Origin of the sequence: Afipia clevelandensis ATCC 49720 (assembly GCF_000336555.1) — a bacterium.
GTDB classification, from domain to species: domain Bacteria; phylum Pseudomonadota; class Alphaproteobacteria; order Rhizobiales; family Xanthobacteraceae; genus Afipia; species Afipia clevelandensis.
On record NZ_KB375281.1, the window covers coordinates 3,197,784 to 3,222,177 of the forward strand.

Here is a 24,394-nt window from a genome sequence, read left to right on the forward strand (position 1 = left end):
GTTTCCGCCGCGCGCGGTTCAAGTCAATTCAGTTACTTCGCGTCGTCGTCGATCAATCCGCCGACAAGGTCCCAGGCTTTGCCGTTCCAGCGCTGCAGATTGAGCTGGGTGTACATCTTGTTGTTGGTGGTGCTGGTGTTCACGACAATTCCCGGCAAAGACATCGGCAGGGCCAGGCCCTTGATGTTGCGGGTCTGCTTGAGGATGTTCTCGCGGGACAGATCGTTGCCGCACTGCTTGAGCAGGGTTTCGAGAATGACGCCCTGATGCAAGCCGGTGAAGTAGTTGCTGTCGGCATGGTCCGCGCCCGGCATGTGCTTTTCCATAAATGCGCGATACAGCTTCACGCCCGGATCGTTGGCCCATTTCGTATCGTCTGGATCCTTGCGATAGGTCGCGGTCATCACGCCGGTCGAGATGTCGAGGCCTGCGGGGGCAAGGACGGCCGCGATCGAACTTGAAATCAGGTTGGTGATGAACAGCGGCTTCCAGCCGGATTCGTGGGTCTTGCGGATCGCCTGCGCGGCGAACTTCGGCGTGCCGGCGAACAGCATGACAGTCGCGCCGCTGCTCTTCAGCGACACGATCTGCGAGTCGATGGTCGGCTGGCTGACCTCATAGCTGGACGTCACGACCTTGCTGTCGAATGCTTCTTTCAACTCGGCCTTGAAGCCATTGACGAAATCTTTGCCGAGATCGTCGTTCTGATAGAGGATCGCGATCTTGGCGTCCGGCATTTCCTTGGCGAGATAGCGGGCGTAGGCGCGAGACTCGGTATCGTAGCTCGGCAGCCCGGTGGTGATCATCGGGTATTCTTTGTAGTCCGTGAAGCGCGTTGCGCCGGTTACGATGAACGCCTGCGGGATTTTCTTTGCCGCAAGATACTTTGCGATGGCGAGATTGCTCGGCGTGCCGAGAGTCGAGAACATGAAGGCGACTTCGTCGGATTCCACCAGCTTGCGGGTGTGCTCCACGGCCTTGGGCGGGCTGTAGGAATCGTCCATCGCGATGAGGTTGATCTTGCGGCCGTTGATGCCGCCCTTCTCGTTGATGAGATCGACATAGGCGATCAGGGATTTTCCGACCGCGCCGAGCGCCGAGGCCGGGCCGCTGAACGGAAACACCGCGCCGACCTTGATCTCCGTCGCCGTGACGCCGGGCGCATCGGCGGCCATCGCCGGGAGCGGCAGTCCGGCAAGCAACAGGGCGGCCGCGGTGGCCTTGAGTGCTGTTCTCCTCAGCATGGATCGTCTCCTCTGATTGGTTGTTGTTGGGCCCGGACCCGCACGGGGTCCCTCGGCCATCCCATCGACCAATAGGGTTCTAATAAAGAACTGTCAATGCAATCGGGTGAGGCAGGAAACTTACCGCAACGCACAAAACAAATGCTTCGCGGATTTCGCGGTCGGCGGTATAGTGCATACCAAATCGGAATTGATCGCTGTCGCTCCCTCGTGACAGCGGGGAGATACGGCATGAAATGGGATCGTCTCGACGAGGAAGCCTGTTCGATGTCACGCACGGTATCCGTGATCGGTGACCGCTGGACGCTTCTGATCCTGCGCGATTGTTTCCGGCGCATCCGGCGCTTCGATGAATTTCAGTCACGCCTCGGCATCACGCGGCATCTGTTGGCCGAGCGGCTGCGCAAGCTGGTGCGGCAGGGAGTCTTGCGCAAGGTCGTCTATCAGGAGCGGCCGAAGCGTTACGAATACATTCTGACCCAGAAGGGTCTCGAACTGCATCCGATCATGATGGCGATCGTGCATTGGGGCGATGTGCATATGGCGGACGAACGGGGCCGGCCTGTGCTGCATCAGCATAAGACCTGCGGCCACCATTTCGATCCGGTGATGACCTGTTCGGTGTGCAATGAACCGCTGACGGCCAAGGAGGTGCATGTGCATCCGGGGCCCGGCGCCGACAAATCGAAAACCCTGCTGCCGTCGCTCGAACAGCAGGCCATGGACTGAGTTCGCCTCGCGGGAGCCCGCGCCTGTGCGAGGGTTACCTCTCGACTTTTGACGGCATGACTGTCACGACTGGGACGTCCCTTGGCGACGTACAGGAGCGGCCAGCATGCTCACGGTTCATCATCTCAACAATTCCCGCTCGCAGCGCGTGCTCTGGCTGCTGGAAGAGCTGGAGGTGCCTTACGAGATCGTGCGCTATCAGCGCCTGCCCTCGATGCTGGCGCCCAAGGAGCTGCGCGCCATTCATCCCTTGGGCAAGTCGCCGGTCATCACCGACAACGGCAACACCATCGCGGAGTCTGGCGCCATCGTCGAGTATATCGTCGACACCTATGGCAACGGTCGCCTGATCCCGCCGCCAAAAACACCGGAGCGTCTGCGCTATACGTACTGGCTGCACTATGCGGAAGGCTCGGCCATGCCTCTGCTGTTGCAGAAGCTGCTGTTCACGCTGGCGCCGAAGCGCGTGCCGGGCCTGTTGCGTCCGGTCATCAAGCCGGTGTTCGACAAGATGCTCGGCACCCTGGTCGATCCGCAGCTCAGGCAGCACATCGCCTTCTGGGAAGGCGAGCTGTCAAAGAGCGAATGGTTCGCGGGCGCTGAGTTTACCGCCGCCGACATCCAGATGAGCTTTCCGCTGGAAGCCGCGTCCTCCCGCGCCGGTCTTGATGCAAGCTATCCAAAGGCATGGGCGTGGCTCGAGCGTATCCACGCCCGCCCGGCCTATCAGCGTGCGCTGGAGAAGGGCGGGCCGTATCAGGTCGGGCGATAGGACGGTGGTACCCTTCTGTCATTGCCAGGAGCGCTTGCTTCGCTTTGCTCGCAATTGCAGGCCTTACGCCACCGCAGGAAATCCGAACAGCCGCTGCGGATTATCGACAAGGATGCGGTTGCGCAGCATGCTGTCCGGCACCCAATCGGCCAAAAGGTCAAGCAGATCCGACACCCCCATCATCACGCCCCAGTTGGCGACATGCGGCCAGTCCGATCCCCACACACAGCGATCCGGCGCGGCCGCGACAAGATTGTTTGCGAAGGGAATCGTATCGCGATAGGGCGGGCCTTCGACGGTGTTGCGATAGGCGCCGGACAGGCGCACCCATGCGCCGTCGCGCACCAGTGACAGCAACGTCTTGAAACCTTCGTTCTCGATTCCGCATGTGGTCGGGAAATGGCCCATATGGTCGATCAGGAAGGGCACCGGCAGTTTCGTCAGCCGCGGTGCGAGTTCAGGCAACTGCCGCGCGTCGACCAGAAACTGCAGATGCCAGCCCATTTCCTTGCAGAGTGAAGCATAGCTTTCGACCTGCTCGAAACCGATGCCGCCGCCATAGAGCACATTGATGCGCAGGCCCACCACGCCGGCATCCTTCAGCTCATGCTTGTCCTTGTCGGGACAATCGAGCGGGATCACCGCGATGCCGCGCAGCCGCTGGCGATGAGCGCGCAGCGCATTCACCATCAGGCGGTTGTCGGTGCCGTGCACACTGACCTGCGTCAGTACGCCATACGTCATGCCGGTGGTATCCAGCATGGCGATGTAGCTTTGCGCGGTGGCTTCCGGCGGCGTGTAGCTGCGCTCCGGCATGAAGGGATAATCCGGCGGCAGGCCGATCACATGGGCATGGGTATCGACAGCGCCGCGCGGCACCTTGAAGCGGGTTGGACCGCTTTGACGCGGCTGAGGCCCCGGACATGACGGGGCCTCCTTGATTGGCTGGTTCATTGAATCAGGCATCGGCGTGAAGAATCCTGCCCCGGGTTTCCGGCAGCGCGAAGGCTGCGAGGAAGAACAATCCGTAGGCGGCGACCGCGAAGATGCAGATCGCGTTGCCGAGCGTTGTGGATGTCGAGAGCCAGCCCACCAGGAACGGAAACAGCGCGCCGATGCCGCGGCCGAAATTGTAGCAGAAGCCCTGTCCCGAACCGCGCAGTCGCGTCGGGAACAGTTCGGTGAGGAACGCGCCCATCCCCGAGAAGTAACCGGAGGCGAAAAAGCCAAGCGGGAAGCCGAGCAGCCACAGCACTTCGTTGGTCAGCGGCAACTGCGTGTAGGCAAGGACGACCACCATCGCGCCCAGCGAGAAGGTCAGGAACAGGTTACGCCGCCCGATCCTGTCGGCCAGCCACGCGCCGACCAGATAGCCGATGAACGAGCCGATAATCAGCGCCGCAAGATAGCCGGTCGAGCCGACGATCGAGAGCTTGCGCTCGGTGGTGAGGAAGCGCGGCACCCAGAACGTGATGGCATAGTAGCCGCCCTGGCAGCCCGTTGCCGCGAGAGATGCGAGGATCGTGGTCTTCGCGATGGGTCCCGAGAAGATTTCCCAGAGCGCCGGGCTGTCGCCAGAGGTCTTCTGCTTCGCCAGCGTTTCCGCCGCGACCTTCGGCTCCTCCACATAACGCCGCAGGAAGAACACCAGAATCGCCGGCAGCGCACCGATGGCGAACATCCAGCGCCAGGCCACGTCCGCCGGCAGATACGAGAACAGCACCGCCTGCGACAACACGGCGAGACCCCAGCCGACGGCCCAGCCCGATTGCACCGAGCCCACTGCGCGTCCGCGATATTGCGGGCGGATCACTTCGCCCATCAGCACGGCGCCCGCAGCCCATTCGCCGCCAAAGCCGAGCCCGAGGAGCGCGCGCGCCACCAGAAGCTGATCGAAATTCTGCACAAAGGCGCAGACCAGCGAGAAGAACGAGAACCAGATGATGGTGATCTGCAATGTCTTCACGCGGCCGATGCGGTCGCAGAGATAACCGGCCAGCCATCCGCCGATGGCGGAGGCCAGCAGCGTCACGGTGCCGGCAAGACCGGCGGTGCCGGGATCGACCTTCCACATCGTGATGATGGTGCCGATCACCAGCGGATAGATCATGAAGTCCATGCCGTCGAGGGACCAGCCCGCGAAGCAGGCCCAGAAGGTGCGCCGCTCCGGTTTGTTCATGTCGCGGTAGAACGCGAGAAGGCTGGTGTCTTCGATCGCCGCGACGTCCATCGCGCCGGGCTGTTGAGCCGTACTCATGTGGTGCTCCCCAAAATCTGCGGCTCTGTTGTGGCCCTGCGTTCGCCGCACGACGTCAGGGTTCAGGCTTCGCAACGCATTGCGGCCTGCGGCAAGTTTACGCAGATCATTTTACCTGTCATCAGCCAAATGCGGGTCGCGCGTCTGAATGGCTCTAATATCCGGCTGCTTCCGCGCCGCGTGTGCGCGGGTCGGGCGCGCCGAGCAGGCCATCCGCCGTCACGGCAATGGAATTGGCCGAGGTCTGGCCGAGCGGCGCGATGATCTTGTGTCCACGCTCACGCAGCGCAGCAAGGACGGTGTCGGAAAATCCGCGCTCGACGCGCACTTCATCCGGCAGCCATTGATGATGCAGGCGCGGCGCCGAGACCGCCGCTGCAATGTTCATGTCAAAGTCGATGGCGTTGACCAGAACCTGCAGCACCGCCGAGATAATGCGGCTGCCGCCAGGCGAACCGGTCACCAGCACGGGCTTGCCGTCCTTCAGCACGATGGTTGGTGTCATGGATGACAGCGGACGCTTGCCGGGGCCGGGCAGGTTGGCCTCGAAGCCGACAAGGCCGTAGGCGTTCGACGCGCCGGGCGCGGCGGTGAAATCGTCCAGTTCGTTGTTGAGCAGAACGCCGGTGCCGTCCGCAACCAGGCCGACACCGTAACTGAAGTTCAGCGTGTAGGTGTTGCTCACGGCATTGCCCTCCGAATCCACCACGGAATAGTGCGTGGTGTTGCTGCCTTCGCGCGGGCCGGTTGCCTCGCTCGAGGGCATTGCGTGAGACATGTCGATGGTGGCGCGCTGCCTGGCTGCGTAGTCCTTGCCGATCAACTGGACTGTCGGCGCGTTGACGAAGGCCGGATCGCCAAGATAACGCGCGCGATCCGCATAGGCGCGTTTCATCGCTTCAATGGAGACATGCAGCGCATCCGCAGATCCGGCGCCCATCTCGCGCAGCTTGTAGCCTTCGAGGATGTTGAGCGTTTCGATCAGCACCGTGCCGCCCGAGGAGGGCAGCGGCATCGAGACGATATCGAAGCCGCGATAGGTGCCGCGCATTGGATTGCGGATGATCGGCTGATAGGTCTTGAGGTCGTCGCGGGTGATGATGCCGCCCGCGGCCTGAATTGCGGCGGCGAGCTTCTCGGCAACGGGCCCCTCGTAAAAGCCGCTGACGCCTTGCGCGGCAATCGCTTCCAACGTTGCTGCAAGATCACTCTGGATCAGGCGGTCGCCGGGCTGCAACGAGGTGCCGTCAGCGCGCGAGAAAATCTTTTGACTCGATGGCCATTTCGCCAGCCGCCGGTGCCAGTCCGGCAGCGTGTCCGCGTTATCGTCAGCGAGCACGAAGCCGTCACGCGCGAGCGGAATGGCCGGCGCGATCAGGTCTGCGAGCTTGAATTTTCCCGAGCCGTATTTTTCCAGCGCCAGCGCGAGGCCGGCGACCGTGCCGGGTACGCCGATGCCGAGCGCCTGATCGCGCGAATTCTTGGTATCCGGCTTGCCGTCGTCCCCGAGAAACATGTCGCGTGTCGCGGCCGCCGGCGCGCTCTCGCGATAGTCGATGGCAACATCCATGCCGCTGGCCAGATGCACCATCATGAATCCGCCGCCACCGATATTTCCGGCACGGGGATATGTGACGGCCATGGCAAAGCCGGTGGCGACAGCGGCATCGACCGCGTTGCCGCCGCGCGCCAGGATGTCGCGGCCGATCTGCGCCGCGATCTTTTCCTGCGCGACCACCATGCCGTGTTTCGCGGCAACCGGCCGAACCGTCTCGATCGCAGGCGGCGCATAGTAGCCATGCCGCGAGTCCTGAGCGAACGATGCTGCGGACGACAGTCCGATGACGCAGAGCGCCAAGGCGAGTGCGCCGCGCTTGGTAAACAGAGCCATAACCTTACTCCGGCAAACCGCCTCTACGGAAAATCGCGATAGCAATTGGACCGCCGCACTATATGGTTTCGCGGCAACCACGGCCAATCTCCGGATTGATTCGGCAGGAAATTCGATCATGGCTCAAGCCGTTCCGGCGCATGACAGTCACGCATCCGCGTTACCGCAGACCTATCCGCCGCGTTCGGCAATCATCGGCTGGGTTCTGTTCGACTGGGCGGCCCAGCCATATTTCACGCTGATCACTACATTCGTGTTCGCGCCCTATTTCGCCTCGCGCGTCGCCTCCGATCCGGTCACGGGTCAGGCGAGTTGGGGATACGCGACGGCGGCGGCGGGTCTGGTCATCGCCTTGCTGTCGCCGGTGCTCGGCGCCATCGCCGATGCGGGCGGACGCCGCAAGCCGTGGATCGCGGTGTTCGGCGCGCTTCTGGTGATCGGTTCGTCGCTCATGTGGATCGGCAAGCCTGGCGATCCGTCGATCATCGTTCCGCTGCTGATCGCCTACGGGATCGCGACCGTCGGCGTCGAATTCGCGACCGTGTTCAACAATGCGATGATGCCGACGCTGGTCCCGCCCGAGCGCATCGGACGATTGTCCGGCACCGGCTGGGCAACGGGATATGTCGGCGGAATCCTGAGTCTTGTTCTCGTGCTCGGGTTCATGGCGGCGAACCCTTCGACCGGCAAAACCCTGTTCGGACTGACGCCGATTCTCGGCCTCAATCCCGCAGCGTTTGAAGGCGACCGGCTGACCGGCCCGCTGACCGCGATCTGGTTCATGATCTTCGTGCTGCCGATGTTTCTGCTGACGCCCGATCATGCGGCGAAGGCACCGGCGCGCGGCGCTGTGCGTCAGGGCCTGCAGGAGCTGCGCGAAACGCTGGCGCGGCTGCCGAAGACGCCCTCTCTGCTGGCGTTCCTGATCGCCAACATGATCTATATGGACGGCCTTGTCTCGCTGTTCGCTTTCGGCGGCATCTATGCGGCAGGCACGTTCGGCTGGAATACGATCCAGATCGGCACCTTCGGAATTCTGCTGGCGATCTCAGGCACGTTCGGTGCGTGGCTCGGCGGACGATTGGATGACAGGCTCGGTCCGAAAAAGGTGGTGGCCGGAAGCCTCGTGATCCTTCTCGCCGCGCTCGCCGCGATTCTCCTGATCGACCGCGATGCGATCTTCTTCATTCCGGTGCCGCCGCCGGTGCCGAACGGACCGCTGTTTGCTGCGCCGGCGGAGAAGGCCTATCTCGCGCTCGGCTTTCTGATCGGCCTTGCCGCAGGTCCGATGCAGGCGGCGTCGCGCACCATGCTGATCCGTCTCGCGCCGAAAGACCGCATCACGCAATGCTTCGGACTGTTTGCGCTCACGGGCAAGGTCACCGCGTTCTTCGGGCCGCTGCTGATCGGACTGGTGACCGATGCGGCAAACAGCCAGAAGGCCGGAATGGCCGTTCTGGTGATCTTCTTCACGGCGGGCCTATTTTTGCTGAAGAGAGTTCGGGCCTAGAGCCAGGCGTGAAATCAGCACCCGTCATTGCGAGGAGCACTTGCGACGAAGCAATCCAGCTTTTTGGATTTAGAGTGGATTGCTTCGCTTCGCTCGCAATGACGATCTAATGCTTGAAATGCCGCGTGCCGGTGAAGACCATGGCGATGCCATGGGCATCGGCGGCCTCGATCACCTCATTGTCGCGCATCGAACCGCCCGGCTGGACAACCGCAGTCGCCCCGGCCTCGATCGCCACCAAGAGTCCGTCGGCGAACGGGAAGAAGGCGTCGGACGCCACCACCGAACCTTTGGTCATCGGCGCGGCCAGTCCCAGTTCTTTCGCGGCATCTTCCGCCTTGCGCGCGGCGATTCGCGCGGAATCGACGCGGCTCATCTGGCCCGCGCCGATGCCGACAGTGGCGAGATCTTTTGCGTAGATGATGGTGTTGGATTTCACATGCTTGGCGACACGGAAGGCAAAACGCAGGTCGTTCAGTTCGGCTTCGGTCGGTGCGCGCCTGGTGACAGTCCTGAAGGTCATGTCGTCGACCACGGCGTTGTCGCGTGACTGCACCAGCAGCCCGCCGGCGACGGTCTTGGTCATCAGCCCGGCAGCGCGCGGATCGGGCAGGCCGCCCGCGAGCAGAAGGCGCAGATTCTTGCGCTTGCCGATAATGGCGATGGCTTCGTCGGTTGCGTCGGGCGCGATAATGACTTCGGTGAAGATGCCGGCCACTGCATTGGCCGCATCCGCATCGAGCTTGCGGTTGAAGGCGATGATGCCGCCGTAAGCCGACGTCGAATCGCAGGCGAGCGCCTTGCGATAGGCGGCGGCGAGATCCGCGCCCTCGGCGACGCCGCAGGGATTGGCATGCTTGACAATGACGCAGGCCGCGGTGCGCTTGGCATCGAATTCCGCGACGGCTTCGTAGGCGGCATCGGTGTCGTTGATATTGTTGTAGGACAGTTCCTTGCCCTGCAACTGGCGCGCGGTGGCGACGCCGGGACGGCGTTCCGGCGACTTGTAGAACGATGCCTGCTGGTGCGGGTTTTCGCCATAGCGCAGCGCCTGAATCAGCTTGCCGCCGAAGGCGCGGAAATCCGGCGCTTCGATTTTCAGTTGATCGGCGAACCAGTTCGAGATCGCGGCATCGTAGGCGGCCGTGCGCGCATAGGCTTTCTGCGCGAGTTTTTTGCGCAGCGACAGAGTTGTTGCGCCGTTGTTGCCGGCGAGTTCATCCAGCACGGCCTGATAGTCGGACGCCTCGACCACCACGGCGACGTCGTGATGATTTTTCGCCGCCGCGCGGATCATGGCCGGGCCGCCGATATCGATGTTCTCGATGCAGTCTTCTTCGGACGCGCCTTTATCGACGGTCGCCTCGAACGGATAGAGATTGACCACCAGAAGATCGATCGGCGCGATGCCGTGATCCTTCATGCTGCGGGTGTGATCGGCGTTGTCGCGGATCGCGAGCAGGCCGCCATGGACATTCGGATGCAGCGTCTTCACCCGCCCGTCCATCATCTCGGGAAAGCCGGTCAAATCCGACACGTCGCGGACCTTCAGCCCGGCGTCGGCGATGGCCCTGGCGGTGCCGCCGGTGGAAACCAGATCGATGCCCCGGTCTGAAAGCGCGCGGGCGAATTCGATCAGCCCGGATTTGTCGGAAACGGAAAGAAGGGCGCGCGTCACGCGGCGCGGGTGGTCAGCCATGGAATGGGTCCTGGTTCGACGGATGCCGCCCGGTAGCACGGTTTTTCGCCGGGCAAAACCTCCAATCCATGTCGTTTTTGCAGCGAATTTTGCATGACCGCCGGTGTCGTGCCGGCGCAGGCCGGGACGAGGGGATTTGATCCCTAAAGCGGCAATTCCGGCTCGCGGCGGGCATCGCGGCGGGCATTGGTGACAGACGCAGAGGCCGAGGAACGGCTGAAACTCCAGCGCACGCTTGGTGAGTCCGCGCGGTGCTGCCGGATCACGATCTGGGAGGTGCGGCGCGGCCCGTCGGACCCGGCGAGAAACACGCTGTCTTCCAGGTCGACCTTGTCGTTTGGGGCCTCGAAGGTCCAGACCTCTCGATTGGGCAGCACCAGCATCACGCCATGGGCGTCGGTGAGGCGGTTGGCCTTGACCGACGGGTGCAGGTGAAAGCGCAGCACGTAGTCGTCAGGTTTGTTGCGCGTTGACGAGCCCGAGGCGTTCAGCAGCGTGTCTTCGCCGTCGAGCCGGGTGCCGTCGGCGGACAGCGTCAGGCTGCGCTGATGCACGACGCCGAACTGCCGCGCATAGGCATCGTGGGTCGCGGTGAGCTGAATGCTGTCGTTATCCGCCTCGCGGACGACACCGACATTGGACGGGCCGGAGACAATCGGCGCGCCCTGCAGCATCCGTTTCATCGCCGGCAGTTCGATGAACTGGCACGACGAGGTGTCGTGACAGATCAGGGTGGAATGCGCGGCCGTCGAGCGCGCGAAGGCGCGCCAGTTGTCGCGGCCGGTGGAGGGAATTCCGCAATTGACCACAATGCGGCCGGTGCCGGACGAGAGTTCGAACGACAGGCATCCGGCATGGGCGTCGCGGCTCACCGCGGGCGGCGGCGGCGTGCCGGTGTCCATGATGAGAGCGGTCGCGCCGGCGTCGAGGCGCTGGAAGCCCGAATGCGGCATGTTCGACATCGGAGTGCCGTGGGTGTCGTCATAGGCCAGCAACGTCGCAAGCAGGCCCGAGGGCGCGCTGCTCATGCCGTTGAACAGTGCGAAGCTGCCGTCGCCGTGCCGGAAGAAGCGCAACATCGGCATCATGCGGTCGATAGCGTTGAGCAGCGCAGGCGGCGGTGCGATGTTGCGCGCGGTGTAAGTCTGGCGCAGGGGCAGCAGATCCGGCAGCAGTTCGATCAGTGCGCCGGGATTGCGTGAAATATGCCCTCCGTCGGGAAGCAACTGGCGCTGCAATTCGTCGGACAATTTGCGCGACGCCGACTTGATGTGCTTGGCCTGATTGGCGAGGCACAGCGAGGCATAACACAGCGCGATCAGCACCTGCAGGCGCGGCACGCCGTCCGGAATATCCACCATCGTATAGCGCAGATAGCGAATCTCGCGGGTCAGGCTGCGCAGGAAGCGGCGATAGAATTTTCCGTCGGCATCGTTCAGCACCAGCGGCGCTTGCGACAGCAGCGAGATCACCCGCCGCGCCAGCACGTCCGCGCGCCAGCCGATGCCGCGCTTGCGGATCGGCTTTGAAATCCAGTCGTCGATCAGCGCGCGGGCATTGGCGCGGGTGATCGCCGAATCGGCGGCGCGCAGATGGCGCAGCCAGCCGAAGCCGAGCAGGTTGGATTCCCAGTCGTCCGACGGCGGATCGAGTTCAAAAATCGAGCGGCCGTGCGAGGTGACGATTTTGCCCGCGAACACGAAGCGCCCGGCATAGATTTCGGAGGCGCGGGTGGCGTCGACGGTGCGCAGGTCGTTAGGTGCGATCAGCAACCGGTCGGTGCGGCCGGGCCAGAACCGCGACAGCGCGACCGATTGCCCGCTGGCGCGCGCCAGCACGGACCGCGCGGCGCGGCCCAGCAAAAGCGATGAAATGCGTCGTCGGTAAGCGACCGCCACCTGCGCCCTGTCCCTGATCGCGCCGGCGGTGTCCCCGCCGCCAGCGCTGACCGTTCCCCATGAACCGAGTGAGACCCGCGCGGGATACCGTCTCCCGGCTGCGAGAATCTTTGCGCACCGTTGTAATCCGGAAATGCCCGCAAGGCACCCCCAACACATATCCCAGTAATTTCAGTGAAATCCGCCGATGAGGACCGCAAAAGCCAAGGAAGGCTTCGGGCAATCGCGAATCACTTGCCGCGCAGGGTCAGGATTTGACGAGGCGCGCGGCGAAGAAGCCGTCGAGGCCGCCGAGGCGCGAATCAGGATGGGCGAGATGGGAGGGCAGGGTGCGGATGTCGCCGTCGGCGGTCACGATTTCATCGAGCCCGGCGACTTCATCGCGGCCGACCGGCATGCGGCGCAGACCCGGTTCGCTGGCGAGAATGCTGGCGATGGCCTGCTCGCCCTCCTCGGGTTCCAGCGAACAGGTGCAGTAAACCAGAGTTCCGCCGGGCTTCAGCAGGGTGGCGGCCTTCTGCAGCATGCGCTTCTGGACCGCGGCGAGGGCGCCGATGTCGGACTCCTGTTTGAGCCAGGCCACATCCGGATGCCGCCGGATGGTGCCGGTTGCGGCACACGGCGCGTCGATCAGCACGCCGTCGAACAGGTCGCCGGATTGCCACTCGGTCGCGTCCGCAACCGCCGTCTCCGCCTCAAGCGAAAGGCGCGCCAGATTTTCGCGCAGACGCGCCACGCGGTTGGGCGAGCGGTCGACAGCGGTGACCCGCGCGCCGGCGTGAATCAGTTGCGCGGTCTTGCCCCCGGGCGCAGCGCAAAGATCCACAACGCTCTTGTCCTTGATATCGCCGAACAGACGGGCCGGGATCGCGGCGGCGGCGTCCTGCACCCACCACGCGCCTTCGTTGAATCCGGGAAGCGTGGTGACCGAGCCATGCAGCAGCGTCCGCACCGTGCCGGTGGCGAGCGCTTCGCCATGCAGGCGCGCCGCCCAATTGTCCGGATCGGATTTGACGGTGAGGTCCAGCGCCGGCTCGACGCCGATGGCGGCGGCCATGGCGCGCGTGGTGTCTTCGCCATAGGCCGCGATCCAGCGCGCCACCAGCCACGGCGGCAGATCGAGCATCTGCGATTGCACTTCCTCGATCAGCGGCTGGCCTTCGCGCGCGCAGCGCCGCAGCACCGCGTTGACAAGGCCCGCGTACTTCGCCGCGCGCCGATCCGCCTGCACAAGGCGGACCGATAGATCGACCGCGGCATGATCGGGAACATCCATCCACAGAATCTGCGCGGCGCCGATCAGAAGCGCGCTTTGCGCGCGGGGCGCGTCACTCGGAATGCCGCGGTCGAGCAGGCGCGACAGCACATGGCCGAGCGTGCCGAGCCGCCGCAGGATGGTTGCAACCAGGCGGCGCATCAGCGCGCGGTCGCGATCCGCAAGCGTTTTCAGTCCCGGATGTGCGCCCGGGCCGTCGAGCTGATCGTCGAGCATGCGATGCTTGTGCAGAACGCCGTCAAGAATGTCGGCCGCGATCCTGCGCGCTGCGAGGCCGGGTACCTCGGTGGGCGGGACAAATCTCGAAGGCTTCATGCAGCAAAAACATTCTTTGGCGGGACAGGCGCAACGGATATCGCACCGGAGGCAAAGCTGTGACACCGGAATATGCCAAATGTAAGAATTGCGGCTTGCTCGAATTGTCTTGTCTTCAAAATGTAAACTGGTTCACAGACGGGCGGTCGCTGTCGTGATACGGATCGCCCGCGGGCCTTGATCAGGCGTCGCGCCTCTCTAGATTCCAGTTTCGGCTCTGACCATCCGGGAGTGTCAGCCATGAATGATGACCCGTCACGCTTACATCCTGTCGATGCCGATCCTGCCCCAGCGCGAAAGCCATTGTCGCCGCAGGCCCAGCGTGCGCTCGCCGAGGCCGAAGAACGGCGCAAGGCCGCGCAGGCCGATTCTCGGGCGAAAGAGATTCAGGGTCCGAAGGGGCCTGAACCCACCCGCTATGGCGATTGGGAAGTGAAGGGCATCGCTTCGGACTTTTGATCTTACGTAGGACTACGGATCGTACGGATCGCGCTTGCGGCCGGGTGTGTTTTAGTCCTATTCTAGGTATATGATCCTAGATCGACCTATTCAAAGAACAGCGGGGCGTTCGCTACCACGCCGCCGGACCACGCCCGGTGCGCCGGTCTGGCCGTTCGCGCTGATTTTCGTGACCGGCATTGCGTGTGGAACCGCGATCCCGGGCCGGGACCGCCTGCCGTGGGCGGGAGTTCCCGAACGGTCAGCCGGGCCAAGCGTCCCGCCGCCATTACCCTCGCCCACATGGAGCCGCGACGGCAATACCAGTGTGCGTCATTCCGTCGAGGTGATGCGTGTGATCGACGGCGACACGTTCGAGGCGCGGGTGCATCTGTGGCCCGGGCTCGAAATGATAACGCGGGTGCGGCTGCGCGGGATCGACGCCCCGGAAATGAAGGGCGCATGCGCGGAGGAAATGCGCATGGCGGAAACGGCGAGCGAAGCGCTACGCGCGCAACTCGCCGATGGCGATGTGACGATCTTCAATATCGGACCTGACAAATACAACGGCCGCGTGGTGGCAGACGTTGCGACACGCCGCACGCCGAATGTGTCGTCGGCATTGCTGGCTGCCGGGCATGCGCGTCCCTATCAGGGCGGCAGACGCGGCGGGTGGTGCATGGCGTCAGCGAGATGACGGTTGGCGAGGTTGCCGGCAGGAATTCGCAGCGTCATTGCGAGGAGCGCAGCGACGAAGCAATCGAGTCATTCCTTAAAGAATGGATTGCTTCGCTTCGCTCGCAATGACGCGGCATCTTGACATCGGAATGGTGCGGCAATCACCGCGAGGTGACGATCACCGGCGTGCCGACCTCGACGCGGTTGAAGAGATCGCTGATGTCCTGATTGTACATCCGCACACAGCCGTACGAAACATAGCCGCCGACCGAGTTTGGACGGTTGGTGCCGTGAATGGCGTACTCTCCCCCGGCCAGCGTCATGGCCGCAACGCCCATCGGATTGGACGGCGAGCCGCCGGGGATCACATCGGGAATGTTCGGATTGTCACGCTTCACATCCGCCGGTGGCGACCATGCGGGCTGGCGATACTTTCCGTCGATGCGGGTGGCGCCGGCCCATTGCTTGCCGGCCTTGCCGACCCCGACCGGATAACGCAGCGCCTGCCCTTCGCCGAGTATGAGATACAGCCGGCGTTCGTTGGTCTTCACCACGATAGTTCCCGGCGCATAGCCGTGGGGAGAAGCCACCACCGACGGCGCTGCCTGCGCGGTCATGCCGGACAATCCCGTTGCCGAAAATGCAACGGTGGCCGCCAGGATCATCGTCAGTTTACGCACCATCATCGCCTCCAGTTTGCCGGTCGTGCGGACTTTCGGGCACGCCATCCTGCCGGAGAGGTTTCAACAGCACCTTATCGCCGGGTGTAGAAGGCTGGCCGCGCGGCGCAAAAAAGAAAATTCCGGCGGCAAAGTAAATGCCCGGGAAACAACACCCGGCTTCAAACGGCCCGGCGCAGGTGACATTTTTGTGAGATCGCGCGCCGGAGCCGATGGCTCCGGCGCGTTTTGCGGAACCTGCACGGGCGACGGTTATCACCGCTCAAAAACACGGGGCCGCGCTGCATGGCAGAACGGCCCCGGCGTCTGTTCAAAGCCGAACGACTCAGGCGTTGGCCTTCTTGTTCTGGCGGTTGTTCACCAGATCGTCGACCACCATCGGATCGGCCAGCGTCGAGGTGTCGCCGAGGCTGCCGTATTCGTCTTCGGCGATCTTGCGCAGGATGCGGCGCATGATCTTGCCCGAGCGTGTCTTCGGCAGGCCGGGCGCGAACTGGATCAGATCCGGCGAAGCGATCGGACCGATGTCCTTGCGCACCCATGCGACCAGTTCCTTGCGCAGGGTTTCGGTCGGCTCGACGCCCTGCATCAGCGTGACATAAGCGTAGATGCCCTGACCCTTGATGTCGTGCGGATAGCCGACCACGGCGGCCTCCGACACGGCGTCATGCGCCACCAGCGAGCTTTCGACTTCTGCCGTGCCCATGCGATGACCGGAGACGTTGATCACGTCATCGACGCGGCCGGTGATCCAGTAATAGCCGTCGGCATCGCGGCGGCAGCCGTCGCCGGTGAAGTACTTGTTCTTGTAGGTCGAGAAATAGGTCTGCTCGAACCGCGCGTGATCGCCATAGACCGTGCGCATCTGGCCCGGCCACGATTTGGCGATGCAAAGATTGCCCTGCGCCTCGCCCTCGAGAACCTTGCCGTCGGCATCGACGATCTCCGGCACCACGCCGAAGAACGGCTTGGTGGCCGAGCCCGGCTTCTGTGCGATGGCGCCGGGAAGCGGCGTAATCAAAATGCCGCCGGTTTCGGTCTGCCACCACGTATCCACGATGGGGCAACGTGAATCGCCGACCACGCGGTAGTACCATTCCCATGCCTCGGGATTGATCGGTTCGCCCACCGAGCCGAGCAGGCGCAATGAGGCGCGCGAGGTTTTCTTCACCGGCTCGTCGCCGCCCTGCATCAGCGCGCGGATCGCGGTCGGCGCAGTGTAGAAGATGTTGACCTTGTGCTTGTCGATGACATTCCAGAAACGGGAATTGTCCGGATAGTTCGGCACGCCCTCGAACATCAGCGTGGTCGCGCCGTTGGCGAGCGGCCCATAGACGATGTAGCTGTGGCCGGTGACCCAGCCCACGTCGGCGGTGCACCAGTAGATGTCGCCCTCGTGATAGTCGAACACATACTGATGCGTCATCGACGCGAAGGTGAGATAGCCGCCGGTGGTGTGCAGCACGCCCTTTGGCGTGCCGGTCGAACCGGACGTGTAGAGAATGAACAGCGGGTCTTCCGCATTCATCGGCTCCGCCGGGCAGTCGGTGTCGACCATCGCGGCGGCTTCGTGGTGCCAGACGTCGCGCACGGGGTCCATGTCGATCTTGCCGCCGGTGCGCTTGACCACGACGACCCAATCGACACCGCCGCCGGCCTTGGCGATGGCTGCGTCGACATTGGCCTTCAGCGGCACCTTCTTGCCGCCACGCAGGCCTTCGTCCGCAGTGATGACAACTTTCGATTTGCAGTCGGTGATGCGCTGCGCCAGCGAGTCGGGCGAAAAGCCGCCGAACACCACCGAGTGGATCGCGCCGATCCGCGCGCAGGCCAGCATGGCGTAGGCCGCTTCGGGAATCATCGGCAGATAGATGGTGACGCGGTCACCCTTCTGGACGTTCCGCAGCCGCAGGATGTTCGCCATCCTGCAGACTTCGTCATGCAGCTCGCGGTAGGTGATCTTCTTCGATTCCGACGGGTCGTCGCCTTCCCAGATGATCGCGACCTGATCGCCGCGCTTGTCGAGATGGCGGTCGATGCAGTTGGCGGCGACGTTGAGGACGCCGTCCTCGAACCATTTGATCGAGATGTTGCCCGGCGCGAACGAGACGTTCTCGACCTTGGTAAAGGGCTTGATCCAGTCGAGCCGGCGGGAGGCTTCGTCCGCCCAGAAGCCGTTGGGGTCGTTGACCGAACGCGCGTACATCTCGCGGTACTTAGGTTCGTCGATAAAGGCGCGCTTCGCCCATTCCGCGGATACGTCGTAGATTTTGTCGGACATGACTTCCTCGTTTCCTCCACGCAGGCCGTCCGCGGCGCAACATGCGCGCGGCTTCTTCTTGTTTTTGATATTATGCGCCTGTGCATACATCAGCGACAAGCGACCGCAACTAGGACTTTTGGCGGACCCCGTATTTTCCGTGCCAGATGAAGGGGATGATGGCGGATTTCAGGCCGGCGGCAACAGGCTCCAGACCGCGGTTTTCTTGATTTCCGCATCTTCCAGGTCGCGGGTCACCGGCACGCTGTAATCGGCGATCCGGCGCAATTTGTCGCGGGGCAGATAGCTGCGTCCGGGGTCGCCGATCAGAATGGTTGCGCCCTGCGCTGCATGTTCGGACAGAAAATCATAGGCGCGCTGCGCGGTGTCGCGTTCGTAGAAAATATCGCCCGCGAGGATCACATCCCAGCGCTCCGGTGTCCCGCCGGCCAGAAGGTCTTTGTCGCAGGTGGCGATCGCGACGCCATTCTCGGCGGCATTCAGTGCCGCGGCGGCGCAGGCGAAGGCGTCGATATCGGCGACAGTCACGGCAGCCGCACCAGCCTTCATCGCGGCGATGCCGACAAGCCCCGATCCGCTGGCGAGATCGAGCACCGTTTTGCCGCGCACGATATCCGCATTGTCGAGGACATAACGCGCCAGCGCCTGACCTCCCGCCCAGGCGAAGGCCCAGAACGGCGGCGGCAACCCGGCTTCGCCGAGTTCTTCCTCGGTCTTGTGCCAGAGCGGCACCGCTTCATCGGCCACGAACAGCGAAACTTCGGGGACGAGCGGCACCGGCCGCAGCCGTGTGTTGGCGCGGATGAAGGCGGCTTTGTCGGGGATGGGGTGCTGCGGAGCCTGTTCCATAAGGCGTATCACCGCAGTTCGTCCGCCGGGTCAAGGCGGATGGGAACAAATGCCGCGTCGGGAAATTGTGCAGGTCATGGCTGATGCTCAGATCATCGCTGAACTGAAGGAGGGAGCGCGCGGTATCACGCCGCCGGATGCGTCTGCGCAGCGCAAACCGTCGTCCGTCCGGCGCCTGACGAAAAAGCTCGGGCTGAAAATCGGCGATCAGATGGAATTTGACATTCGTCGCGTCAAGCGCGGCAAAGGCTATTCTTTCGTCCGCGCCGGCGGCAAGCTGGTGCGCGACGCCGCCACCATCAGGCGTTTCAACGCCATGGCGGTGCCCCCGGCCTATGTCGACGTTCGTTATGCGAGTGATCCGCGTTCGCACCTTCAGGCGGTGGGCCGCGATGCCGCCGGGCGATTGCAGTATCGCTATCATCCCGATTGGGAAAAGGTGCGCGAAACCCGCAAGGCGCGGCGGCTTGCAAGCCTGATCGAGGCGTTGCCGAAAATCCGGCGCAGCGTGGCGCAGCATCTCGGCAACGACGCGCCAACGCGGGAGTTTACGCTCGCCGCAGTGATCGAACTCGTGGCGCGTACGGCGATTCGTCCGGGCAACGAATCCTATGCCCGGCTTAACGGAACGCGGGGCGCGACGACGCTGCTCAAAAGCAATGTCATGATTGAGGACGACTGCATCGTTCTGTCGTTCCGCGCGAAAGGCAACAAGGCGGTCCGCAAGGAATGCAACGCGGCGCGCCTGGTGCGAGCCGTGGAAACGTTGCGTGCTCTGCCGGGACGCAGGCTTTTTCAGTATCGCGATGACCATGGCGTCGTGCGCACAGTCAGCACAGCGCAGGTCAATGCCTTTCTGCGTGAGATCGCAGGGCTCCGCATATCGCTGAAGGATTTCCGGACACTGATGGCGTCGGCGGCTGTGCTGGAATCGCTATCGCGCATGGTTCCGGCGGAAAGCGCGCGCGGCCGCCGCAAGCAGGTGCTGGAAGCTGTGCGTGCGGCCGCCGATGAATTGTCTAACACGCCGGCGATCTGCCGCAAAAGCTATGTCCACGACACCATCGTGACGGCGTTCGAGGATGGAATCCTCGAACGCTTTGCCGCGACCTTGAAAGGATGCCGCTCGCCGGCGCGGCGCGAGCAGATTCTGGCAAAGGTGGTGTTGACGGCTGCTGCTTGAGCTAGATCCCGCCCATCTTGCAGACCAGCTTCCACTGCTCCGGCGTCACGCTCTGCACCGACAGCCGCGACAGCTTCACCAGTTCCATGTCGGCGAGCTTTGGCTCGGTCTTGATGGTCTCCAGCGTCACCGGCCTTTTCAGGGGCTTGTCGGCCTTGATGTCGACGCAGACAAACTTTCCGGTCTTGTCGGACGGATCGGGATAGTGCTCCTTCGCGATCTCGACAATGCCGACAATCTCCTTGCCCTCGTTGGAATGATAGAAAAAGGCGCGGTCGCCTTTCTTCATCTTCATCATGTTGAGCTTGGCGGTGTGATTGCGCACGCCGGTCCAGGCTTCGCCCTTGGCGCCTTTTGCAACCTGCTGGTCCCACGACCAGACCGAGGGTTCGGATTTCACGAGCCAGTAGGCCATTACGGTTTTCCTTATCCTTCGCTACGGAACGGCCGCGTCAGCAGCGCCTCGATGGCGGCATCCACGGTCACCGCGCCGCCGAGAATCGCCGCCACCGCATTGGCGACCGGCATCTCGACATTCTTTTCAGCCGCAAGCTCGATCAGCACCGGCGCGGTGAACTCGCCTTCCACCAGCTTGCCGCGGTCTGGCGTCTCGCCGCGTCCGAGCGCAAGCCCGAGCGAGAAGTTGCGCGACTGCGGCGTCGAGCATGACAGCAGGAGATCGCCGAGACCCGACAGGCCCGCGATGGTTTCGGATTTCGCGCCGCAGGCCAGACCAAGCCGCATCAGTTCGGCGAAGCCGCGCGTGGTCAGCGCCGCCAGTGCGGATGCGCCAAGCTTGCGGCCCGCGACAATGCCCGCCGCAATCGCCAGCACATTCTTCGCCGCGCCGCCGATCTCGACGCCGCGCACATCGGTCGAGTGATAGGGACGGAAGGTCGCCGAGCCGAGCGCATGGACCAATGCCTTCGCGCGTGTTTCATCCGCTGTCGCGAGCGTAACGGCGGTCGGCAATCCGCGCGCCACGTCAATATCGAAACTGGGACCCGACAGGATCGCGGGCACGGCGTTCGGCGCAACCTCCGCGACGATCTCGGTCATGAACCGATGCGTGCCGCGCTCGATGCCCTTGGCGCAGACGATGACCGGCGCGCCGTTTGCCAGATGCGGTGCGAGCGCGAGCGCCGCCTCGCGCAGGCTCTGTGCCGGCGTGACTAGCAGCACCGCGTTTGCGCGGCCAGCCTGTGCGAGATCGCTGGTCACAGCGATGCCCTCCCCAAGCCGGATGCCGGGCAATTTCGGATTCTCGCGCGTCTGCGCGATCCGCTCCGCAGCGGCGCGGTCGCGCGCATAGAGCGTGACGTCACGGCCTGCCCGCGCAGCGGCATTGGCGAGTGCCGTGCCCCATGCGCCGGCGCCGACAACAGAAATGGTCTGATGCGCGATCATAGCGTCTTCATTTTTGAAGGCATGATCTTATCTGAAAACCGGGGCCCACTTTTCGGGATCATGCCTTAGTGCCTCGCCCGCGTATTCGCAAACTTCAGCGGCGTCGATGTGGTTTCATCGAGCTTCCAGCGCGCGCGGGGCGCGCTGTCCATGTCGTCGATCATCTTCAGCGCCAGCCGCTCCGCACCGGCCCATGCGATCATCGCGCCATTGTCGGTGCAGAGCGCGGGCGGTGGAACGATCAGCGTGGTCTGCGCGCGGCCCGCGATTTCGTGCAGCGCATTGCGGATCGCGAGATTTGATGCGACGCCGCCCGCAGCGACCAGCGCGCGCGGCGGGCCGAATTTTTCCTGGAACAGTTTCAGCCCGACGCTGATGCGATCCGCGGTGACTTCAAGCACGGCGGCCTGAAAGCTCGCGCACAGATCGGCAACATCCTGCGGCTCGAACGGCATCAGGCGGGCGGCTTCATTGCGCACCGCGGTCTTCAATCCGGACAGCGAGAAGTTTGCATCGGGCCGCCCCACCATCGGGCGCGGAAAAGTGAAGCGCGCCGGATTGCCGCTGGCCGCCGCACGTTCCACCTGCGGTCCGCCGGGATAGGGCAGGTCCAGCATCTTGGCGACCTTGTCGAAGGCTTCGCCCATGGCATCGTCGAGCGTGGTGCCGAGGCGGACATATTTTCCGACGCCGAGCACGGCAACGATCTGGGTGTGGCCGCCCGATGCGAGAAACAGGCAGTAAGGGAACATCAAGGGCACGGTCAGTCGCGGCGTCAGCGCATGCGCTTCGAGATGATTGACCGCGATCAGGGGCGTGTCATGCACCAGCGCGATCGCCTTCGCCGTGGTCAGGCCGACAATCACGCCGCCGATCAGTCCGGGCCCGGCCGCGGCGGCGACGGCGCTCAGATCGCCGAAGCCGATATCGGCTTCCTTCATGGCCGCCCGGACAATTCCGTCGAGCATGTCGACATGGGCGCGCGCGGCGATTTCGGGAACCACGCCGCCGAACGGTGCATGCTCGTCGATCTGCGAGCGCACGATGTTGGAGAGAATCCGGCCCGAGCCGTCACGGTGCCGCTCGATCACGGCCGCGGCGGTTTCGTCGCAGGTGGTCTCGATCCCCAGCACCAGTGTGCGCTTGCTTGCCAATTTCAGTCCTTGCGTTGGTGGCCAATCCGGCGTTTCCCTTGAATCCGCCAATGGGCTGTCATTGAGGGGGTTCATAACGTGAAATCGTCAGGCGGGCTATCCTTGCTTGAGACAGGGAGAGCTTCATAAATGGCCATTCTTGTCACACGCCCGGCGCCGGATAATGACAAGACCGCCTCCGCCTTGCGGGCAAGGGGCCACGAGGTGCTGTTGTCGCCGATGCTGCGGTTCGAGCCGGTTGCATTCGAGGACGATGGCGAGATTGTCTTCGACGCGGTGATCCTGAGCAGCGCCAATGCGGTTCGCGCCATTGAGAATCATTCCATCCGTGCGCGACTGACGCTCCTGCCGGTCTTTGCGGTGGGCGAACATACCGCGCAGGTGGCGCGCGATGCGGGCTTCACCAATATCACGGTCGCGGATGGCGATGCCGTCTCGTTGCGTGAGCGGATCACGGAGAGCGCGGTGGCCGGCAAGCTGAAGAAGAAGGCTGCGCTGTGCTATGTGGCGGGCGCCGATCTCACGCGCGATCTCGCTGGAGAACTTGGCGCGCGCGGATTTACGGTGGTGACCCGCACGTCCTATCGCATGGTGCCGGTGGCGGGTTTTTCCGAGCCGGTCAGCAGCGCCTTTCGCGCGGGCGCCGTCGGCGCGGTGATGCATTATTCCCGCCGTAGCGCGCGGGCCTATGTCGAAGCGGCGCGGGCCGATGGCGTGGAAATATCCGCCTTGGCTTTGCCGCAATGCTGTATGTCCGAAGCTGTCGCAGGCGTTTTGCGCGAGGCCGGTGCGACGCAGGTTGTAGCCGCGCGCGTGCCGGACGAAAAAAACCTGCTGGATGTGGTGGACAGATTGGTCAAGGCGTCGTCTCCTTGATTGGAGCGGGCGAGGCCGGGAGAATCTGCTAGTCTCGGGTTCGATGCGCAGGGAGTGTTCGATGGACGACGACAAGCAAGACAAGCCGGGCGGCGGCGATGCCGCAAAACGTCCACCGCCAACCATCGACCTGACCGCCTCCGACGTTTCCGAAAGCACGCCTGCGCCGGATGCGCCGTCCGACGTGAATGAGGCGGAAAAAACTGCTTCGGAACATCATCAGCCGTCGCCCGAACCGAAAGCGCCGTCGCGGGCCGCGCCGATTGTCCTGTCCGCGCTCACCGGCGCCGCCGCCGCCGCGCTGGTGCTCGGCGTGGCGAAGTCTACCGGCTGGCTGGATGTGCCGCCACCGAAGCCGACTGCCGATGTGGTGAGCAAGAGCGATGTCGACACGCTGGGGGCGCGTCTGGCAAAGGTTGAATCCGATGTGGCGAAGCCTGCGCCTGCTCCAAAGCCGGTGACCGATCCCGCGCTGGCGGCCCGCCTCGATTCGGTAGAGAAAGCGCTGGCGTCGCTGCGTGGCGATGTTACCGCCGTACAGACAGAAAGCGGAAAGATTGTCGCTGCGCTCAACGACGTCAAATCGGCATCCCCGCAGGCGGCGGTGTCAATGCCCGCTGCATCGGGTGACACGCCGGCGCTTGAAGAACGGCTCGACAAGATCGAGCGCGCAACCGCTGCATTGACAGCGGCGGCTGCCGCGCCGCCACCACCACCGCCGCCTACGGAAGATCCAAGACTGCGCAGGCTGGATGTGCTGATCAATCTCGACAAGGCCGTGCGCCGCGGGTCGCCCTATGTTGCCGAGCTTGCTGCCGCACGCTCTGTTGCCGGTGATTCCGATGTGCTCAAGGCGCTTGATCCGTTTGCCCATACGGGGATTCCGGACACCGACGCCCTGAGCAAGGAATTGCTCGCGCTGCTGCCGCAAGTCACACCCAGGCCTGCGCCCGAGCCTGCGCCTTCCGGTATCGTGGAGCGCCTGCAGCAGAGTTTTTCCAAGCTCGTTCGCGTTCAGCGCACCGATGCGCAGGCCAGCAGTCCAAGTGGCGTGATCGCGCGCGCAACGGCTGCGGCGCAGCGAAACGATCTGAACGCGGCGAAGCGCGAACTGCTGTTGCTGCCGCAGTCTGATCTCGTTCTGGTTCGGCCATGGATCGCAAAGGTCGATGGCCGCGAGAAGGCGCTGACCGCATCCGAGCAGTTCACAATGGACACGCTGACCGCGATCTCGAAACCGGCGCGATAGGACACATC

Annotated in this window: 21 protein-coding genes; 8 read left to right on the forward strand and 13 right to left on the reverse strand. The window is 63.7% G+C overall.

All coding sequences use genetic code 11. The annotated features are described in order from the left end of the window. Positions 1 to 32: 32 nt before the first annotated feature. On the reverse strand, positions 33 to 1,244 hold the full coding sequence (locus HMPREF9696_RS15305; protein ID WP_002713940.1) for an ABC transporter substrate-binding protein: 1,212 nt from the start codon (positions 1,242 to 1,244) through the stop codon (positions 33 to 35). A gap of 231 nt (positions 1,245 to 1,475) precedes the next feature. Here HMPREF9696_RS15305 and HMPREF9696_RS15310 point away from each other — a divergent pair, with 231 nt between their 5' ends. Both HMPREF9696_RS15310 and HMPREF9696_RS15315 read left to right on the forward strand, forming a co-directional pair. Next, positions 1,476 to 1,973, forward strand: coding sequence for a winged helix-turn-helix transcriptional regulator (locus tag HMPREF9696_RS15310; RefSeq protein WP_002713941.1), 498 nt, complete (start codon positions 1,476 to 1,478; stop codon positions 1,971 to 1,973). A gap of 106 nt (positions 1,974 to 2,079) precedes the next feature. Further along, positions 2,080 to 2,745: a glutathione S-transferase family protein gene (locus HMPREF9696_RS15315; protein ID WP_002713942.1), complete on the forward strand. Its 666-nt coding sequence runs from the start codon at positions 2,080 to 2,082 to the stop codon at positions 2,743 to 2,745. 63 nt (positions 2,746 to 2,808) lie between these two features. On the opposite strand, the gene HMPREF9696_RS15320 is transcribed toward HMPREF9696_RS15315, so the two are convergent. The 3 genes from HMPREF9696_RS15320 to ggt form a co-directional block, all read right to left on the reverse strand. Continuing rightward, on the reverse strand, positions 2,809 to 3,699 hold the full coding sequence (locus HMPREF9696_RS15320) for an amidohydrolase family protein (protein WP_040301509.1): 891 nt from the start codon (positions 3,697 to 3,699) through the stop codon (positions 2,809 to 2,811). Positions 3,700 to 3,703: 4 nt separating this feature from the next. Next, the gene (locus HMPREF9696_RS15325; protein ID WP_002713944.1) at positions 3,704 to 5,002 is read right to left on the reverse strand and encodes an MFS transporter; all 1,299 of its coding nucleotides are present in this window, start codon (positions 5,000 to 5,002) and stop codon (positions 3,704 to 3,706) included. Between the two features lie 154 nt (positions 5,003 to 5,156). Then, a complete protein-coding gene (gene ggt, locus HMPREF9696_RS15330) occupies positions 5,157 to 6,893 on the reverse strand; it encodes a gamma-glutamyltransferase (RefSeq protein WP_002713945.1) in 1,737 nt (578 codons plus the stop codon). A 118-nt stretch (positions 6,894 to 7,011) separates the two neighbouring features. Here ggt and HMPREF9696_RS15335 point away from each other — a divergent pair, with 118 nt between their 5' ends. Continuing rightward, the gene (locus tag HMPREF9696_RS15335) at positions 7,012 to 8,403 is read left to right on the forward strand and encodes an MFS transporter (RefSeq protein ID WP_002713946.1); all 1,392 of its coding nucleotides are present in this window, start codon (positions 7,012 to 7,014) and stop codon (positions 8,401 to 8,403) included. Positions 8,404 to 8,509: 106 nt separating this feature from the next. On the opposite strand, the gene purH is transcribed toward HMPREF9696_RS15335, so the two are convergent. The 3 genes from purH to HMPREF9696_RS15350 all read right to left on the reverse strand — a co-directional run bounded on the left by purH (position 8,510) and on the right by HMPREF9696_RS15350 (position 13,591). Then, positions 8,510 to 10,102 (reverse strand): bifunctional phosphoribosylaminoimidazolecarboxamide formyltransferase/IMP cyclohydrolase, encoded by a 1,593-nt coding sequence (gene purH / locus HMPREF9696_RS15340; RefSeq protein WP_002713947.1) that lies wholly within the window; start codon positions 10,100 to 10,102, stop codon positions 8,510 to 8,512. A gap of 143 nt (positions 10,103 to 10,245) precedes the next feature. Next, complete coding sequence (locus tag HMPREF9696_RS15345) at positions 10,246 to 12,000, reverse strand: heparinase II/III family protein (protein WP_081602409.1); 1,755 nt, start codon at positions 11,998 to 12,000, stop codon at positions 10,246 to 10,248. A 247-nt stretch (positions 12,001 to 12,247) separates the two neighbouring features. Next, positions 12,248 to 13,591 carry an RsmB/NOP family class I SAM-dependent RNA methyltransferase gene (locus HMPREF9696_RS15350; RefSeq protein WP_002713949.1) on the reverse strand — a complete coding sequence of 448 codons (1,344 nt, stop codon included), beginning with the start codon at positions 13,589 to 13,591 and terminating at the stop codon, positions 12,248 to 12,250. A 240-nt stretch (positions 13,592 to 13,831) separates the two neighbouring features. On the opposite strand from HMPREF9696_RS15350, the gene HMPREF9696_RS15355 reads away from it, so the two are divergent. After that, positions 13,832 to 14,050, forward strand: coding sequence for a DUF1674 domain-containing protein (locus HMPREF9696_RS15355; protein WP_002713950.1), 219 nt, complete (start codon positions 13,832 to 13,834; stop codon positions 14,048 to 14,050). Between the two features lie 70 nt (positions 14,051 to 14,120). Continuing rightward, the gene (locus tag HMPREF9696_RS21335) at positions 14,121 to 14,726 is read left to right on the forward strand and encodes a thermonuclease family protein (RefSeq protein ID WP_040301511.1); all 606 of its coding nucleotides are present in this window, start codon (positions 14,121 to 14,123) and stop codon (positions 14,724 to 14,726) included. Between the two features lie 142 nt (positions 14,727 to 14,868). Here HMPREF9696_RS21335 and HMPREF9696_RS15365 read toward each other — a convergent pair whose 3' ends face one another. From HMPREF9696_RS15365 to HMPREF9696_RS15375, 3 genes are all read right to left on the reverse strand, one after another. Then, positions 14,869 to 15,390, reverse strand: a complete 522-nt coding sequence (locus HMPREF9696_RS15365) for a L,D-transpeptidase (protein ID WP_002713952.1) — start codon at positions 15,388 to 15,390, stop codon at positions 14,869 to 14,871. 322 nt (positions 15,391 to 15,712) lie between these two features. Continuing rightward, a complete protein-coding gene (acs, locus tag HMPREF9696_RS15370; protein WP_040302090.1) occupies positions 15,713 to 17,668 on the reverse strand; it encodes an acetate--CoA ligase in 1,956 nt (651 codons plus the stop codon). A gap of 168 nt (positions 17,669 to 17,836) precedes the next feature. Further along, complete coding sequence (locus HMPREF9696_RS15375) at positions 17,837 to 18,517, reverse strand: class I SAM-dependent methyltransferase (protein ID WP_002713954.1); 681 nt, start codon at positions 18,515 to 18,517, stop codon at positions 17,837 to 17,839. Between the two features lie 76 nt (positions 18,518 to 18,593). On the opposite strand from HMPREF9696_RS15375, the gene HMPREF9696_RS15380 reads away from it, so the two are divergent. Continuing rightward, complete coding sequence (locus HMPREF9696_RS15380) at positions 18,594 to 19,700, forward strand: DNA topoisomerase IB (RefSeq protein ID WP_157170037.1); 1,107 nt, start codon at positions 18,594 to 18,596, stop codon at positions 19,698 to 19,700. A gap of 1 nt (position 19,701) precedes the next feature. Here the strand turns inward: HMPREF9696_RS15380 and HMPREF9696_RS15385 are convergent, their stop codons facing one another. From HMPREF9696_RS15385 to tsaD, 3 genes are all read right to left on the reverse strand, one after another. Further along, entirely contained in the window at positions 19,702 to 20,115 is a 414-nt protein-coding gene (locus HMPREF9696_RS15385; RefSeq protein WP_002713956.1) for an EVE domain-containing protein, read from the reverse strand. An 11-nt stretch (positions 20,116 to 20,126) separates the two neighbouring features. Then, positions 20,127 to 21,107, reverse strand: coding sequence for an NAD(P)H-dependent glycerol-3-phosphate dehydrogenase (locus tag HMPREF9696_RS15390; RefSeq protein ID WP_002713957.1), 981 nt, complete (start codon positions 21,105 to 21,107; stop codon positions 20,127 to 20,129). Between the two features lie 65 nt (positions 21,108 to 21,172). Next, positions 21,173 to 22,261, reverse strand: coding sequence for a tRNA (adenosine(37)-N6)-threonylcarbamoyltransferase complex transferase subunit TsaD (gene tsaD, locus HMPREF9696_RS15395; RefSeq protein ID WP_002713958.1), 1,089 nt, complete (start codon positions 22,259 to 22,261; stop codon positions 21,173 to 21,175). A 129-nt stretch (positions 22,262 to 22,390) separates the two neighbouring features. Here tsaD and HMPREF9696_RS15400 point away from each other — a divergent pair, with 129 nt between their 5' ends. Together HMPREF9696_RS15400 and HMPREF9696_RS15405 are read left to right on the forward strand one after the other, a co-directional pair. Further along, positions 22,391 to 23,137 carry a uroporphyrinogen-III synthase gene (locus tag HMPREF9696_RS15400; RefSeq protein ID WP_002713959.1) on the forward strand — a complete coding sequence of 249 codons (747 nt, stop codon included), beginning with the start codon at positions 22,391 to 22,393 and terminating at the stop codon, positions 23,135 to 23,137. Between the two features lie 61 nt (positions 23,138 to 23,198). Continuing rightward, positions 23,199 to 24,386, forward strand: coding sequence for a COG4223 family protein (locus tag HMPREF9696_RS15405; protein WP_002713960.1), 1,188 nt, complete (start codon positions 23,199 to 23,201; stop codon positions 24,384 to 24,386). Positions 24,387 to 24,394: the final 8 nt, after the last annotated feature.

Bases quoted from the DNA above. Each gene is read 5' to 3' on its own strand.
- HMPREF9696_RS15355 (WP_002713950.1), top strand. From the start codon at position 13,832: ATGAATGATGACCCGTCACGCTTACATCCTGTCGATGCCGATCCTGCC.
- acs (WP_040302090.1), bottom strand. From the start codon at position 17,668: ATGTCCGACAAAATCTACGACGTATCCGCGGAATGGGCGAAGCGCGCC.
- HMPREF9696_RS15380 (WP_157170037.1), top strand. From the start codon at position 18,594: ATGGCTGATGCTCAGATCATCGCTGAACTGAAGGAGGGAGCGCGCGGT.
- HMPREF9696_RS15305 (WP_002713940.1), bottom strand. From the start codon at position 1,244: ATGCTGAGGAGAACAGCACTCAAGGCCACCGCGGCCGCCCTGTTGCTT.
- HMPREF9696_RS15385 (WP_002713956.1), bottom strand. From the start codon at position 20,115: ATGGCCTACTGGCTCGTGAAATCCGAACCCTCGGTCTGGTCGTGGGAC.
- HMPREF9696_RS15365 (WP_002713952.1), bottom strand. From the start codon at position 15,390: ATGGTGCGTAAACTGACGATGATCCTGGCGGCCACCGTTGCATTTTCG.
- ggt (WP_002713945.1), bottom strand. From the start codon at position 6,893: ATGGCTCTGTTTACCAAGCGCGGCGCACTCGCCTTGGCGCTCTGCGTC.
- HMPREF9696_RS15335 (WP_002713946.1), top strand. From the start codon at position 7,012: ATGGCTCAAGCCGTTCCGGCGCATGACAGTCACGCATCCGCGTTACCG.
- HMPREF9696_RS15310 (WP_002713941.1), top strand. From the start codon at position 1,476: ATGAAATGGGATCGTCTCGACGAGGAAGCCTGTTCGATGTCACGCACG.
- purH (WP_002713947.1), bottom strand. From the start codon at position 10,102: ATGGCTGACCACCCGCGCCGCGTGACGCGCGCCCTTCTTTCCGTTTCC.
- HMPREF9696_RS21335 (WP_040301511.1), top strand. From the start codon at position 14,121: ATGATCCTAGATCGACCTATTCAAAGAACAGCGGGGCGTTCGCTACCA.
- HMPREF9696_RS15325 (WP_002713944.1), bottom strand. From the start codon at position 5,002: ATGAGTACGGCTCAACAGCCCGGCGCGATGGACGTCGCGGCGATCGAA.
- HMPREF9696_RS15390 (WP_002713957.1), bottom strand. From the start codon at position 21,107: ATGATCGCGCATCAGACCATTTCTGTTGTCGGCGCCGGCGCATGGGGC.
- HMPREF9696_RS15405 (WP_002713960.1), top strand. From the start codon at position 23,199: ATGGACGACGACAAGCAAGACAAGCCGGGCGGCGGCGATGCCGCAAAA.
- HMPREF9696_RS15400 (WP_002713959.1), top strand. From the start codon at position 22,391: ATGGCCATTCTTGTCACACGCCCGGCGCCGGATAATGACAAGACCGCC.
- HMPREF9696_RS15350 (WP_002713949.1), bottom strand. From the start codon at position 13,591: ATGAAGCCTTCGAGATTTGTCCCGCCCACCGAGGTACCCGGCCTCGCA.
- HMPREF9696_RS15320 (WP_040301509.1), bottom strand. From the start codon at position 3,699: ATGAACCAGCCAATCAAGGAGGCCCCGTCATGTCCGGGGCCTCAGCCG.
- HMPREF9696_RS15375 (WP_002713954.1), bottom strand. From the start codon at position 18,517: ATGGAACAGGCTCCGCAGCACCCCATCCCCGACAAAGCCGCCTTCATC.
- HMPREF9696_RS15315 (WP_002713942.1), top strand. From the start codon at position 2,080: ATGCTCACGGTTCATCATCTCAACAATTCCCGCTCGCAGCGCGTGCTC.